General features: G+C 66.2%; 10 protein-coding genes and 1 pseudogene. 7 read left to right on the top strand and 4 right to left on the bottom strand.

Translation table 11 applies throughout. The features are described from left to right. Positions 1-134 precede the first annotated feature (134 nt). A complete protein-coding gene (locus JWN03_RS10515) occupies positions 135-776 on the top strand; it encodes a DUF4097 family beta strand repeat-containing protein (RefSeq protein ID WP_297613294.1) in 642 nt (213 codons plus the stop codon). A gap of 110 nt (positions 777-886) precedes the next feature. Here the strand turns inward: JWN03_RS10515 and JWN03_RS10510 are convergent, their stop codons facing one another. Both JWN03_RS10510 and JWN03_RS10505 read right to left on the bottom strand, forming a co-directional pair. Next, a complete protein-coding gene (locus tag JWN03_RS10510) occupies positions 887-1,315 on the bottom strand; it encodes a hypothetical protein (protein ID WP_297613292.1) in 429 nt (142 codons plus the stop codon). Between the two features lie 223 nt (positions 1,316-1,538). Next, on the bottom strand, positions 1,539-2,462 hold the full coding sequence (locus JWN03_RS10505; RefSeq protein ID WP_297613290.1) for a MerR family transcriptional regulator: 924 nt from the start codon (positions 2,460-2,462) through the stop codon (positions 1,539-1,541). Positions 2,463-2,506: 44 nt separating this feature from the next. Between JWN03_RS10505 and acpM the strand changes: the two genes are divergently transcribed. From acpM to JWN03_RS10475, 6 genes are all read left to right on the top strand, one after another. Then, positions 2,507-2,812 carry a meromycolate extension acyl carrier protein AcpM gene (gene acpM, locus JWN03_RS10500; RefSeq protein WP_297613288.1) on the top strand — a complete coding sequence of 102 codons (306 nt, stop codon included), beginning with the start codon at positions 2,507-2,509 and terminating at the stop codon, positions 2,810-2,812. Positions 2,813-2,841: 29 nt separating this feature from the next. Continuing rightward, a complete protein-coding gene (locus JWN03_RS10495; protein WP_297613286.1) occupies positions 2,842-3,252 on the top strand; it encodes an SRPBCC family protein in 411 nt (136 codons plus the stop codon). Positions 3,253-3,411: 159 nt separating this feature from the next. Further along, positions 3,412-4,368: an SGNH/GDSL hydrolase family protein gene (locus JWN03_RS10490; protein ID WP_297613284.1), complete on the top strand. Its 957-nt coding sequence runs from the start codon at positions 3,412-3,414 to the stop codon at positions 4,366-4,368. A 52-nt stretch (positions 4,369-4,420) separates the two neighbouring features. Then, a complete protein-coding gene (locus JWN03_RS10485) occupies positions 4,421-4,615 on the top strand; it encodes a hypothetical protein (protein ID WP_297613283.1) in 195 nt (64 codons plus the stop codon). Between the two features lie 80 nt (positions 4,616-4,695). Continuing rightward, positions 4,696-5,343: an NUDIX hydrolase gene (locus JWN03_RS10480; RefSeq protein ID WP_297613281.1), complete on the top strand. Its 648-nt coding sequence runs from the start codon at positions 4,696-4,698 to the stop codon at positions 5,341-5,343. 170 nt (positions 5,344-5,513) lie between these two features. After that, positions 5,514-6,017: a DUF6069 family protein gene (locus tag JWN03_RS10475; RefSeq protein WP_297613279.1), complete on the top strand. Its 504-nt coding sequence runs from the start codon at positions 5,514-5,516 to the stop codon at positions 6,015-6,017. Between the two features lie 269 nt (positions 6,018-6,286). Here JWN03_RS10475 and JWN03_RS10470 read toward each other — a convergent pair whose 3' ends face one another. Then, the gene (locus JWN03_RS10470; protein ID WP_297613277.1) at positions 6,287-6,856 is read right to left on the bottom strand and encodes a Uma2 family endonuclease; all 570 of its coding nucleotides are present in this window, start codon (positions 6,854-6,856) and stop codon (positions 6,287-6,289) included. A 162-nt stretch (positions 6,857-7,018) separates the two neighbouring features. Then, a pseudogene (locus tag JWN03_RS10465) lies at positions 7,019-13,945 on the bottom strand (amino acid adenylation domain-containing protein); the annotation flags it as partial. Positions 13,946-14,093 lie beyond the last annotated feature (148 nt).

Below are 14,093 nucleotides of genomic sequence, written 5' to 3'. Positions count from 1 at the left end.
CCAGGCCGAACACCGTGTCAGCGGACGTGTCAGGTCGGCGTCAGGTCGGCATCAGCCGAGCACGCGAAAGTAATTCCTGTCAGCAACACAGCAACCGCGGCCTCCGGGCCGCGAACACCGCAGGAGTACACGCCATGCCTACTTTCCAGACCACCGAACCGATCGCCATCACCGTCGACGTGCTGTCCGGCAATGTCACGGTCATCGCCTCCGACCGCACCGATACCGTCGTGAAGGTCCAGCCGGCCGACGCTGCCAAGAAGGCCGACGTGCACGCCGCCGAGCAGACCCGGGTCGATTTCGCCGCGGGCACGCTGACGGTGAAGGCCCCGAAGGGATGGCGCACCCACACCCCGTTCGGCACCAACCAGTCGATCGAGGTGATCATCGAGGCGCCCACCGGCTCAGGGTTCCAAGCCACCGCCGGTGAGGGCCGACTGCTGGCCACCGGTGAAGTCGGCGATTGCGATCTGCAGGTTTCGGCCGGCGATATCGCCGTCGAGCGCACGCACGGTTCGGTGACCGCGAAGACCGCCAAGGGCGACATCCACATCGGTGAGGCTTCGCGTGGTGTGCTGCGGCTGGAGACGTCCATGGGCAACCTGGAGGTGGGTATCCGCCCGGGCAGCACGGCGCGGCTGGAATCCAACACCCAGCAGGGCAGCGTGCAGAACCAGCTGGGACCCGTCGACCGGTCGCAGGGCGGGGACATCGTGCAGGTGTTCGCGCGAACCTCGTTCGGCAACATCACCATCGGGCACGCCACCGCCGTTTAGCACGCGCCTTCCACGCCTTGCACCTGAAATGGCCACCGCTCCGATCCTAAGGCTCCGAGTCGATTCGACTCGGAGCCTTAGGATTTGCCGGTTTTGTCGCGTCGACCGAGCTATTCGATTGCTATGAGCCGCACATTGACAAGCTCCACGGCCCGATCCGTGGGCATGATCTCGACCATGGCCCGCGAGTCGGTACCCGACGCAACCATGCCGTCGATGAAATTCGCGAGCGCCGAACACGGCCGTGCCGAACACCGTGACACCGTTCCGGGAACTGCCGAGTGAATCACCTGCACTCGGTATCGGCCCGGCGGAATCGATTGCTCCGCTTCGGTGCCGCCCGCATCCACGGTCAATACCCGGTCCCCTGACCAACTCGCCTCCGGCCGGCCGGTGACCACACTCCCCGCCCGCGCCTCATCCGGACGCTCCGGCACAGTTCGCGGATCATTGCCGCCGCGCAAAACCCCGCTCGTCACTCCCAGCGTCGCGGCAATTCCGGCGAACGCGACAGCGGCGATCTTCAGCCGACGCTTCATTGATCATGCCGAGACTCATGCGATTCGATCATGGTTCCCTCACTGCAATTTGTTGCCGCTGAATACGATTCAGCTCACGCAATCAGGCCCATCGGCCGGATTCCCCCGTGTGAACGTGGCCGTGACCATACGTCTACAGCCCCGCGACCGTCACACTCTGACCAGAATTCGCACGAATCGTCAGTACGACAATTCGGTCAATTCCGATTACACCCTCGCCGGTTTATAGTTCGGCGGAGTGGGTCAGTGCGTCGTACACCCAGTTATGAGCTTGTCCCACAGTGATACGAGTTCCGAAGAACTGCCCGGTCAGAGCCCAGTATTGCCGAATCCGGCGATCGGTGTCTGTTGCGTCGATCAGCAATTGCTCACGGAAGCGCGGGGAATCACATTCCCCGCGCGCACTGGCATGAGCCTTGACGTATCGATCGAGTTCGTCGCCACTGCGCGGCCGCACGCCTTCCGAGACGAGTGGCACCACAGCCGTCATTACGTCGCCCACGTCGGCGTACAGTCCGCGGGGATTGCGGATCAGCTCCGGCTGATTTCGCCAGTATTGGTGTCGCACAACCTTGTGCAATTCGGGATCGGCGGCAAGAGCGGCCAATTCGGCGTACGCGACAACCTCGTCGATGGACGGATCAGCGGGCGGCTCCGGGACATTCCAGCACACCCACATGTCGATATCGGACCGAGGCAGCGGTGCGAGGATGCGCTGCCAGAACCGCAGCAGGCAATCGTGCGCCACACCACCGTCCGGTGCATCGGCCAGCAATACGAGCCGCTCGGTCCGCTGCATCGGGGCAGCCGTCTCGAGTGCCCGCAGTGCCGCCCGCCGCCATGCCAGCGACCTGAATTCGGTATCGAGTCGCGCACTTTCGGCGGCGATGGCCTCGGCGATCGACCGATCACCTTGCAGCACATCGGTAATCGAGCCAAGCCCGAGACCGAGCGCGCGCAACCGCCGCACCAGCAGCAGTCGTTCGGTAGCGCTGCCGGCGTCGAACATCCGATGCCCGCCCGCACTGCGACGAGACTCCAGAATGCCCTCGTCGCAATAGAACCGGATCGTTCGCACCGCAAGCCCGGTGCTGCGCGCCAACTCCCCGATGCTCACCAGCGCGCCGATTTGTATGTCGTCTGTCACAACCTCTTGAACCTCCACCCCGGTGGAGCTTTTAGCGTACTGGCATGGCTACCACGCAGGAAGAAATCATCGCCGGCATCGCAGAGATCATCGAGGAGGTGACGGGCATCGAAGCCTCCGATGTGAAGATCGAGAAGTCCTTCGTCGACGACCTGGACATCGACTCGCTGTCGCTGGTGGAGATCGCCGTGCAACTCGAGGACAAATACGGCGTGCAGATCCCGGACGAGGATATGGCGAGCCTGCGAACCGTCAATGACGCGGTCGTCTACGTGCAGCAGATGGAGGCCGAAAAGCCGCTGCTCGCCGCGGATTTGGAGTCGAAGTTCAAAGAAGGACACGGTGAGTGATAGCTGACGCGGAATTGAATCCCGCCGCCGTGGAGCTCGGCAGCTTCTTCCCACAACCCCCGGAAGCCGTGTGGCGCGCGTTGACGGAGCCGGATCTCCTGGAGCGATGGCTCCTCCGGCCGACCGGATTCGCCGCCTCGGTCGGAACCCATTTCCGATTCACCATCCCGTCGTCACCGATCGATGAGATCGCCTGCGAGGTGCTGGCAGCCCAACCGCGTGAACAGCTGACCTACAGCTGGATGTATTCGCGGTCCGAATATCCCGCCCGCTGGATTGTCGATTGGACGATGCAACCCCAAGGCCGTGGCACACGACTCCTGTTGACACAGACAGGCTTTGACATCCAAGACCGCCGGCAGAAGATGGCACGCAACGCCATGGAACGAAGCTGGAAACGCCTCATCCTCCCGCGCCTCGGCGAGGTGATCCACCACTGACGGGATTGATCGAGGTGTCGGGCCATCGAACGATTCGATGCCCCCAGAATTGGGGGCATGAGGTGCGCGTGAATCCCGCCAATTCTGAAATGAGATCCTTTACCTTGCGAAGGTTGTCGGGCGAAGCTCGATCGCAAGTCCTCGAAAGGTTTTCTTCTCATGCGCTCTCTCAACATTGCCGTCGTTATGGCCTTCGGATGGGCGGCATTGCTGGGCGGCCTCACCGCGCCGGTGGCCGGTGCGGAAACCGACCCGGGGCAAGCGGATTCCGGCAAGTCGCTGGTCGTCATGGGCGATTCGAATACTGCCAATGCCACCCTGGCCACCATGCAACCCCAGCCGACCGGGGTGGCCTGTCCGCACCTGTCCACGTCCTGGCCGAATCAGTTGGCGCAGCGGATGGGGCTGGCGCAGAACAATGATTTCGACGATGTGTCCTGCGTCGGCGCCTACCTGTACCGGCACGGAGACGATCCCTACTGGACGGCCCTGACCGAGGCGCGGCAAGCCGCGGCGGACGGGGCGTTCGGAGCCCGCACCCAGGCCGTGCTGCTGCAATTCGGTTTGAACGACGTCTGGGGTGCCAACCACAACGCACAGTCTGCGGTGGTGCCGTGCTTGCTGAATATCCTGCGCGGGTGCAGCACGGCCGACGCAGCCTCCGACGACTATCCGCCGACCCCGCTGACCGGTCATGACTACGCCGACCACCTTCGCGACATCGTCACCTACATCCGCTACTACGCCCCGAACGCGCGGATCGTTCTGGTCGGGTACCAGGAACTGCACACCCCGGGTGATCAATCGATATGCATGCGCATACTGGGGGTCCCGGCTGGCATTCCCCATGCAGGTGCCGTAACGGACGCTTTCGACAGTGTTCAGCAGGCACCGCGTGCGGCCGCTCCCCTGCTCGGTGTCGAATACTTCGACGCCGCAGCGGTCACCGCAGGCCATGGGCTGTGTTCGAACGATCCATGGTTGAACGGGGTACTCACCCCGGGTCCGGATTTCTTGGGACAACCCGGTCACCCGACAGTCCAAGGCGACGCCGCTGTCTCCCAAGCCCTCCAGCAGTATCTGTCCGCCCCCGCCCCCCATGGCGCCAACGGCTGATCACCGCCTCGACTGGATGCTCGGCCGAACAGCCATAGAGAGGAAAAACGAAATGGCCGCATCCAGCAATCCGTCCGAGTCCGAGCCGGAGGTCCGCACGGCGGCCGGAGTGCTGCGCGGTAGTCGGGAGGCGGGGCTGGCGGTCTTCTTCGACACGCCGTCGACGGTCATCGCGTACCCGGAGGAGGCCTCGCGTGTGCTGTGGCGAGACTTCATCTTCCCGGCGCTGCCGCTGCTCGCGCTGTGAACGTAGTCGCCCAAGGCATCCGATCAGGCCTGCCCGAGCGGGCGTTGACGGCGGGCGGCGGGGCGAATTAGGTTCGGCTGATGCCGGTCGACGAGGACAGTAGCGGGTACCGCTGGAGTGACGTGCCCGCTGACCAGCTGCGGCGCGAGGTGGCCGAGGCGGTGGGCGCGTTCTCGCGGCGAGCTGTTGATCCTGATGGCCGCAAGCCTGCCGCGGTGCTGATCGTGATTGCCGATCGTGATGGGGAACAAGGCATTTGGCTGACCGAGCGGTCGTCGGGACTGCGGGCCCATGCCGGGCAACTGGCCCTGCCGGGTGGCAAGCTGGATCCTGGGGAGGACGCGGAAGCGGCGGCATTGCGGGAGCTGCACGAGGAGCTGGGAATCGCTGTGCCCCGTTCGGCGGTGCTCGGGCTGCTCGACGACTACCCGACCCGCTCCGGCTATGTGATGACCCCGGTGGTGGCCTGGATCGGGCACTCGCCGACCCCCACCCCAAATCCCGCCGAAGTGGCTGCGGTGCACTGGATTCCGCTCTCGGATCTCGACGTCGACCCGCGCTTCGTACCCGTCCCCGGCTCCGACCGCCCGGCCATCCAACTCCCCCTACTGGGCGGCCACCTGCATGCCCCGACCGCCGCGATCCTCTATCAATTCCGCGAGGTGGCCCTACGCCACCGCCCCACCCGCGTCGACCACATGGACCAGCCCCGCTTCGCGTGGGAATGAGCTGTAGCCAGGACCCCGGATCCGACCGCACCATCCGCACCTTTCGGTCGGCGGCCGAATGTACGTTTTGGGCAATTGCGCTGTGCCCGTACGGCGCGTCGGTGTCGTGTCGTCTTGCGTAGAGAGCGAGTTCGAGCGTGGATGGCGGTTGTGCCGGTACGGTCTGGCGCATGCGCGACTACAACGTGCCAGTTCAGGGTGGACCGTACGTACCGCGAGCCGACTCCGGTCATGAGGAGCCGCCTTCCGATCGTGGCATCGATTTCGGCAAACTGTGGGCCGGCGGTGTGGGGGCGGCCATTGTCGTCGCACTGGTGATCGTGGTCGGAGTGCTGTTGGTACGCGGGGTATTCGGGTTCGCGCTATTGGCGCCCGAGGGCAATGGGACCTACGGCAATGCGAGTACCACCGGCTACGCGCTCGGCGGAGCAGCGGTAGCTCTCCTGTCGACCGCGATGCTCACACTGTTGCTGCTGTTCATGCCCAACCCCATGACCCTCTTCTATTGGATCCTCGCCCTGGTCACCGCCGTCGCGGTAATCGTCCCGTTCACCCTCACTGCCGACCAAACGTCCCAAATCGCCACCGCCTGCATCAATCTCGTCGCCGGTGCCGCCCTGATAGCCGTACTGGGCTCGGCCGCCCGAGCCTCGCTCGACGAACCGAACTACTGACCCCCACCCCTGGCGGAAATTAAGTGGTGGTCGTGAGCACGGCCCCGCTACAGTGATCGCCGCGACGCGGGGAAGCTCCTGGATCTATAGCTGGGGGCCGAGTTGAGTTCCCCTGCGTCGTCCAAAACTGAACCGCACTGCTGCGCGCAACTCGTCGAGCCCGGTGCCTGACGAGTGTGCCTCGGGCACAGCAGATCAGCGGTCGAGGAACTCGACGCGGTTGCCGACGGGGTCGGTGGTGTGAAAGCGGCGGCGGCCGGGTCGGGCGGCTACGGCAGTAAGGTCGCCGGATCGACGGTGAATTCGAAGGGGCTGTGCAGGGTGACCTTCGCGCCCGCGGGAGCGCGGTGAGCGAGTTGGTACTCGCCATCGTCGTCGAGTACGAACGCGAACAGTACCGGCACGGATTCGCCCGGCAGTTGCCCCTTGAAACGGCTGGTCTCGATCCGCCAGTAGTTCGGGATTTTGGCCTCGGAATACAGGGCAGGCTTGACCATTCGGTCTGTCAGGGTTGTCGACCGGGACACCACTTCAACCGCAAGAGCGATCTGTCCGACCGGAATGCCACGATCATCCAAGGGGATGGACCCGGTTCCCACGATGAGGTCCGGGATCGGCTCGTCATCGCCGATTAGTATCCCGACACCCTGTATCGAGAAGTATCCCGCCGGTAGGGCCGAGTCGAGCGCCCGCTCCAGCCATTTGACCACCAGCTGATGGCGTGGCTTCGGGGCGGCGTTCACGATGAGCTGACCATTCAGGACCTCGTAACGGAGACCGTTCGCGGGGAGGTGGTCGAGATCGGTCGCGATCCAGCGGTCGGACTCGGGAACGTGCATACCCGAATTGTCGACCTCAGGCACCGGCATAGCCAACGCAACCACCTCCTTTCTCAGCAAACAGGACGAAGCAGAGTTGTGACCTGGGCTGAGGGTAGCGAGAACCGGCATACGACTCGCCGGTGACGCATTAAATCTGCGGGCGTCACCGGCGGGTTGCGGCTAGTCGGGGATTATGCGGACCTCTTCAGCTGCCTCGTCTGTCTGCTCACCGGCTGTGGTGAACCAGTGGGTTACTTCGCCTTCGTCGAGGTCGGTGGCGAGGTCTGCGGTCGGGAGGACCGAGAGGGCACCGGCTGTGGCGGAGGTGAGGAATTCGTCTACGGCGGGGAGGCCGGTTGTCGCGGTGGTGAACGTTGTCGATTCGTAGTCGATTTCGTGGTCGGCGCGCAGGGTGGTGGCGCGGTCGAGGGCTTCGGTCTGGGTGAGGGTGGCCCAGGTGCCGGTGGGTGCGCGGTAGACGAAGGCCGGGTCGGATTCGGTGAGGGGGCGGACTCGGTCGGTGTAGGTGACCGGGTGGGCGGGGCGGGCGGTCAGGTCGGCCTGGACCTTGGGGTCGGAGGGGACGAGCCAGCGGACCGAGCTGGCTGCCGGTTCCTTGGCTATGCCGAAGTTGGCGCCGGCCGCGAGGATATCGCCGAAGGACAGGCCCTCGGCGAACAGCGTTGCGGCGCCGGACTTCTGGATCGCCCACACCGCGACCACCGCATCGACCGAGCGCGGCAGGGCGACGGCGACGATGTCACCGGGGCCGGCGCCGCGGTCGATGAGCAGTCGGGCCAGCTGGGAGGAGCGGCGGTCGAGGACGTGGTACGCGGTTTCCTGGCCGTCGCGCAGGAGAGCGGGGGCCTGCGGATCTTCTTCCACCACTTCGGCCAGCACATTGGCCACGGTGCGAGCGCCGACGCGCGCCGGTTCCACCGCGGAATCCGGTGCGGTGACGGCACTTTCGGCGAGGATGCGGGCGCGTTCGGTCTCATCGAGGATATCGATGTCACCGACCAGCGCCGACGGCTCACCCAGCAGCGAGTCCAGCACCCGATTCAGCCGCGCGGCAAGGGTTTCGACCTCGTCGGCGGTGAAGCGGGTATCCAGGTAACGCATGGAGATCTCGATGGTCTCGCTGGCCATGACCACCAGCGTCATCGGGTAGTGGGTGTCGTCGTTCATGCCGACACCGTTCACCGACATGCCGTCGATGGAGCTGGCGGCGGCGATCGCATCCTTGTCCACCGGGTAGGACTCGAACACCACGAGGGTGTCGAATTCCGCACCGGCACCGGCCAATTGCTGAATCTCGGTCAACCCGATGTAGTGGTGATCCAGCAGATCGGCCTGCTCGACCTGCACCCGCTCCAGCATGCCGCCGATGGTGAGGCGGTCATCGATGCGAATGCGCACGGGCACCGTATTGATGAACAGACCCACCATGGATTCCACGCCCGCCAGATCGGCCGGACGTCCGGAAACGGTGGCGCCGAACACCACATCGCCACGCCCGGTGAGGCGTCCGATGAGAATGGCCCACGCCGTCTGCACCAGCGTATTGACGGTCACGCTGAGTTCCGCGGCCCGCTTGCTGAGCTGACGGGTGCGTTCGGCATCGACCTCGAGGACGTGCCGCCCGATCTCGTACTGCTCGTCGGCGCGACCGGCGGGTGCGAGCTGGGTCGGCTCGGACACTCCGGTGAGCGCACGTGTCCACGCCTGCAGCGATTCCTGACGATTTCGCCCGGCCAGCCAGGCCAGGTAGTTCCGGTAGGACGCCACCCGCGGCAGCGCGGACAGATCCCCGCGCACCGCGTACAGCACCAGCAGATCGCGCATGAGCAGCGGCATGGACCAGCCGTCCACCAGAATGTGGTGGGTGGTGATCACAAGGTTCCACTGATCATCCGCGGTGCGGAACAGCGTGAACCGCATGAGCGGCGCGGACGCCAGATCGAAGTGCTCGGCGCGATCGGCGTCGATGAGCTCCCGCATACGCGAAACGCGTTCCGCCTCCGGCATATCGGTGAGATCGACAATCCGCCACGGCGCCTCGACCCGATCCATGACGACCTGGTGCGCCTGGCCTGCCGCGTCGGTGACGAATGCGGTCCGCAGGCTCGGGTAGCGGTCGACGATGGCCTGTGCTGCCGCGTGCAGCCGCTCGGTATCGACGACGCCGTTCAGGTCCAGGACCGCCTGCATGGTGTAGACGTCCACGGCCTGCCGGCTCTGCGACATCATGGCCTGGAACAGCAGACCGGACTGCAGCGGCGAGAGCGGCCACACCTCGGTCATGGCCGGGTAGGCCCGCTCCCAGCCTTCGATATCGGACTGAGTCACCTTGACCAGCGCCATATCCGACGGCGTGAAGCCACCGGCGTCGGGCCGCCTGGCGTGCTCGGCCAGCGCCGTCAGCGCCGCCACGAACAGGTCCGCGAACTCCTGCACCCGCTCGCGGGTCAGTAGTCCGGTCGGGAAGGCGAAGGCCGCGCCCAGCTGCGGGCCGTCCTCGCCGTCGGTCACGATGGCATTGATATCGAGGGTGGCATTGGCGGGCATGTCGAGATCCATATCCGCGTCCAGCTGCCCGAGATCGGCGACCGGCACCCAGCCCAGCTCCGAAAGCTGTTCCGGCACTTCACCGGTGGAGACTCGACCCAGATAGTTGAAGCTGATCTGGCCGACACTGCGCAGCTGCGGAGCCGTTTCCGGGTTCAGGTAGCGCAGCAGACCGTAGCCGAGGCCCTTGTCGGGCACGGCGAGCAGCTGCTCCTTCACCGATTTCACAATGTCGCCCAGGGCGTTTCCACCCGCGAAGGCATCGTCGAGGTCGGCCCCGGCCAGGTCCAGCCGCACCGGGTAGGCGCTGGTGAACCAGCCGACTGTGCGCGAAAGATCCGCGCCCGCAACAACTTCCTCTTCACGGCCGTGACCCTCGAGCTTGATCAGCGCGGCGTCACTACCGTTCCCGCGCCAGCGCGCGACCGCCATGGCCAGCGCCGAAAGCAGACCGTCATTGACGCCACCCCGGTACCGGCCCGGGATGGAGGTCAGCACCGCATCGGTGACCGCGGCGGGCACGGTGACCTCGACCCGTTCCACGGTGGCGAAGGTATCCACCGCCGCGTCGAACTCGCGAGCGCCGAGCAGCGGATCCGAGGTCTCGACCACGCCCTGCCAGAACGACAGTTCCGCAACACGTTCCGGCGCGACAGCCGCATCGACCAGGGCGTGCGCCCAGCGCCGCATGGAGGTGCCGTTGGCGGGCAGCGCGACCGGCTGATCGAACGCCAGCTGCGACCACGCGACCGCGAAGTCCGGAATCAGAATGCGCCAGGAGACACCGTCGACCACGAAGTGATGGGCGGCGACGAGCAGCACATCCGGCCGGCCTTCGCCGAACGCGAACCAGACGAACTGCATCATGGAGGCATTCGCCGGATCGAGACGGCTCAGCGCCGCATCGAGCTCAGCACTGGCCACCCGGGACAGCTCGGCATCGGCGATATCGGCCGCGACCTCGACGTGGTGCACGAGAGCATCCACATCGACGCCACCGCGCGGCAGCGCCTCGAATTCCCAACCGGCGCTTTCTTCAACAAGCACAGCACTGCCGCGCAAACGCGACCGCAGCACATCGTGGTGGTCGAAGACCGCCGCGAGCGTGCCGACCAGCAGCTTGCGGTCGATGCCATCGGGCAGGCGCAAGGCCATGGACTGCGAGAACCGCTGGTACGTAGAGCCACTCGACAGAATCGCCGTCATGATCGGCGTCAGCGGAATATCGCCGACCCCGCCGCCGGGCAGCTCTGCCAGCCGCTGCTGCTCGTTGTCTCCGCCCAGCACCGCGACTTCGGCCAGTCCGGAAACGCTGCGCTTCTCGAAGACCTCACGCGGCGTGAACAGGATGCCACGCGCCTTGGCCCGCGACACCAGCTGGATCGAGAGGATGGAGTCGCCGCCGAGCGCGAAGAACGAATCGTCCGCGCCGACCTGATCCATACCCAGTACCTCGGCGAACACCTCGGCGATCATGGCCTCGATATCGCTGACCGGAGCCCGGAATTCGCGCGGTGCGAGCACCGGTTCCGGCAGTGCGCGCCGGTCCAGCTTGCCCGCCGGGGTCAGTGGAATCCGGTCCAGCACCGTAATGGCCGTCGGCACCATGTACTCCGGCAACCGCGCCGCGGCATGCTCGGTCAGCGCGGCAATGTCGATGACAGCGCCGTCGACCGGCCGCACGTAGGCCGCAAGCATGGTGGTGCCGAGATCGAAGCCCGGGGAGGCGGGGCGCTTGTGGCCGACCGTGACCGCGAAGTCCACGCTCTCGTGCGACATGAGCGCCGCGTCGATCTCGCCGAGCTCGATACGGAAACCGCGCACCTTGACCTGGAAATCATTGCGGCCCACGTACTCCACCACGGGGCTGCCCTTGGCATCGCGACGCCAGCGCACCACGTCACCGGTGCGGTACAGACGCTGACCCGGCTCACCGAACGGATCGGCGACGAACCGCTCCGAGGTCAGACCCGGCCGGGCGTGGTAGCCCCGCGCCAGCTGCAGACCGGCCACGTACAGCTCGCCCGCGACACCTTCGGACACCGGGTGCAGTCGCGCATCCAGCACCATGGCCCGCATACCGCGCACCGGACCACCGATGACGACGGTATCGCCGGGCTGCAGCGCGGCACTGATATTGGTGGCGATGGTGGCCTCGGTCGGACCGTAGGCATTGTGGAAGCGCCGCGGCCCAGCGGGATTGACCGACCACTTGGCAACGAGGTCCGCCGAGACGGCCTCGCCACCGGCGATGATGACCTCCATGCTCGCCAGCTGCGACGGCTCCAGCGAAGCCAGCACCGACGGCGTGATGAGGCCGACCGTGACGCGCTCGCGAGCGATCAGTTCGCCGAGCTCGTCGCCGCCGTAGGTACCCGGCGGGACCACGACCAGCGTGCCGCCCGCACCGAGCGCCAGCAGCAGCTCCAGCACCGAGGCGTCGAAGGACGGCGACGCGAATGCCAGTGCGCGCGAGGTGGAGTCGAGGCGGTAGCGCTCGACCTGTTCGCGGCTGAAGTTGGCCAGACCCGCGTGGGTGACAACAACGCCCTTGGGCAGACCCGTCGAACCCGAGGTGTAGATGACGTACGCCGCATGCGCGGGGCGGATCGGGGCCCACCGCTCCGCATCGGTGACCGCTGCGGGCGAATGCGATTCGATCTCGGCGATGACCAGCGGGTCATCGAGCGAGATCCAGCCGGCCAGGCTGACCACCGGCGGCAGCGCCGCCAGCTCATCGCTGCGCGTAAGACCCAGTACCGCACCTGAATCGGAGATCATGTGCGCAATGCGATCGGCCGGGTAGGCCGGATCGACGGGTACGAACGCCGCACCGGACTTGGCCACGGCCCACACCGCGAGCACCGATTCGAACGAGCGCGGAATGGCCACGGCCACCCGCACATCCGGTCCGGCGCCCCGCTCGATGAGCATGCGCGCCAGGCGTGAGGAGGCCGCGTCGAGTTCGGCGTAACCGAGCACCTGACCGTCGAAGACCACGGCCTCGCCGACCGGGTTGGCGGCCACCGCATTGCTCATGATCTCGGGCAGGGTGAGCGACTGCACGGCCGCACCACCATTGCGCGACAACAGATCCGCGCGCTCGGCGGCCGACAGCAATTGCAGGTCACCGACCGGCAACTGCGGCCGCGCGGTGATCTGCTCCAGCAGCCTGGTGAAGCGCTGTGCGAAGCGTTCGACGGTGGCGTCATCGAACAGGTCACGCGCGAAGGCGAATTCGGCGTACATGCCCTCACCCGCCGCGCCCGCCTCGGTAATCGTCAGCGACAGATCGAACTTGGCCGTCTCGTTCTCGAAATCGACGGCGGCGACCCGCAATCCGGGCAGTTCGAAGGTGCTGTCCGGCAGGTTCTCGAACGACAGCACCACCTGGAACAGCGGGTGGCGCGCGGTCGAGCGCTCCGGGTTGATGACCTCCACGAGCCGCTCGAACGGAATATCCGCGTGCGCGAAGGCCTGCAGGTCCGCATCCTTGGCGCGAGCCAGCAACTGCGCGAAGGTCAGATCCGCGTCCACCTCGGTGCGCAGCACCAGGGTATTGACGAACATGCCGATCACATTGTCGAGTTCGGCCTCGCCACGACCCGCGATCGGGGTGCCGATGGTGATGTCCTCGGTGCCCGCCAGACGCGACAGGAACACCGCCAGCGCGGCGTGCACCACCATGAACATGGTCGCGCCCTGTGCGCGGGCAATGCCCTGCAGGCCGCGGTGCAGTCCGGCCCCGATGGGGAAGTGCACCTTGCCGCCGCGGAAGGACTGCGCGTTCGGCCGCGGACGGTCGGACGGCAGATTGAGCTCATCGGGCAGATCCGCCAGCGCGGTCCGCCAGTACTCGGCTTGCGCGGAGATGAGGCTCTCGGGATCGCGTTCGGAACCGAGCACCGCACGCTGCCAGATCGAGTAGTCGGCGTACTGCACGGGCATCGGCGCCCAGCCTGGCGTGACACCGTTGGCGCGCGCCGCGTACGCGATCATCACATCGCGGGTGAGCGGGCCCATGGACCAGCCGTCCGCGCTGATGTGGTGCGCCACGAACACCAGCACGTGCTCGACCACCGGCTTGGCCGGCACCGGCGTCCGGACCATGCCCAGGGCGACGGCCGCATGCGCGCCGACGGCCCGCAGGGTGGCCGCCTCGAAGGCATCCGCCACATCCAGTACGACGGCCTCGTGTGCACCGAGCGCCTCCACCACAGCGGGTGTCTCGACGCGGAACAGCTTGGCGCGCAACGGCACTTCCGCCGTCACATCGAACCCGGTGGAGATGAGCTCGGCAATCCGGTCACGCACCGATTCGGCGGTCACCGTAATCGGCGTCAGGTCCGGAATCGCCTGCGCGGCAGTCACGATCACCTGGGTGGCGACGCCGTCGGCCTGCGGGTAGATGGTCCGCAGGGTCTCGTGGCGGCCGATCACATCGGCTAGCGCCTGCTGCAATGCGGTGATATCGAGTTCGCCGGTCAGGCGAACAGCGACCGGAATGTTGTAGGCGGAGGACGTCGTATCGAACTGGTTGAACCGGCCGCGGCCGCGAAGGCGTGGGTGCAGGCGCAGGGGCTCGACAAGCCCCTCGGATAGAAGGCGGAAAAACGGTGTCCGACATCGAGTTCAGCGGCGTCACCAAGACCTACCCGGGCGGGACCACCGCCGTGCACGACCTCAG

The organism is Nocardia sp. (assembly GCF_025465275.1).
GTDB lineage: Bacteria > Actinomycetota > Actinomycetes > Mycobacteriales > Mycobacteriaceae > Nocardia.
The sequence above is the reverse complement of the archived record's forward strand: the minus strand, read 5'-3'. Positions and strand labels throughout refer to the sequence as shown.

Excerpts from the sequence above, each read along its gene's own strand:
- JWN03_RS10510 (WP_297613292.1), bottom strand. The coding sequence starts at position 1,315 with ATGAAGCGTCGGCTGAAGATCGCCGCTGTCGCGTTCGCCGGAATTGCC.
- JWN03_RS10490 (WP_297613284.1), top strand. The coding sequence starts at position 3,412 with ATGCGCTCTCTCAACATTGCCGTCGTTATGGCCTTCGGATGGGCGGCA.
- JWN03_RS10515 (WP_297613294.1), top strand. The coding sequence starts at position 135 with ATGCCTACTTTCCAGACCACCGAACCGATCGCCATCACCGTCGACGTG.
- JWN03_RS10475 (WP_297613279.1), top strand. The coding sequence starts at position 5,514 with ATGCGCGACTACAACGTGCCAGTTCAGGGTGGACCGTACGTACCGCGA.
- JWN03_RS10480 (WP_297613281.1), top strand. The coding sequence starts at position 4,696 with ATGCCGGTCGACGAGGACAGTAGCGGGTACCGCTGGAGTGACGTGCCC.
- JWN03_RS10485 (WP_297613283.1), top strand. The coding sequence starts at position 4,421 with ATGGCCGCATCCAGCAATCCGTCCGAGTCCGAGCCGGAGGTCCGCACG.
- JWN03_RS10470 (WP_297613277.1), bottom strand. The coding sequence starts at position 6,856 with ATGCACGTTCCCGAGTCCGACCGCTGGATCGCGACCGATCTCGACCAC.
- acpM (WP_297613288.1), top strand. The coding sequence starts at position 2,507 with ATGGCTACCACGCAGGAAGAAATCATCGCCGGCATCGCAGAGATCATC.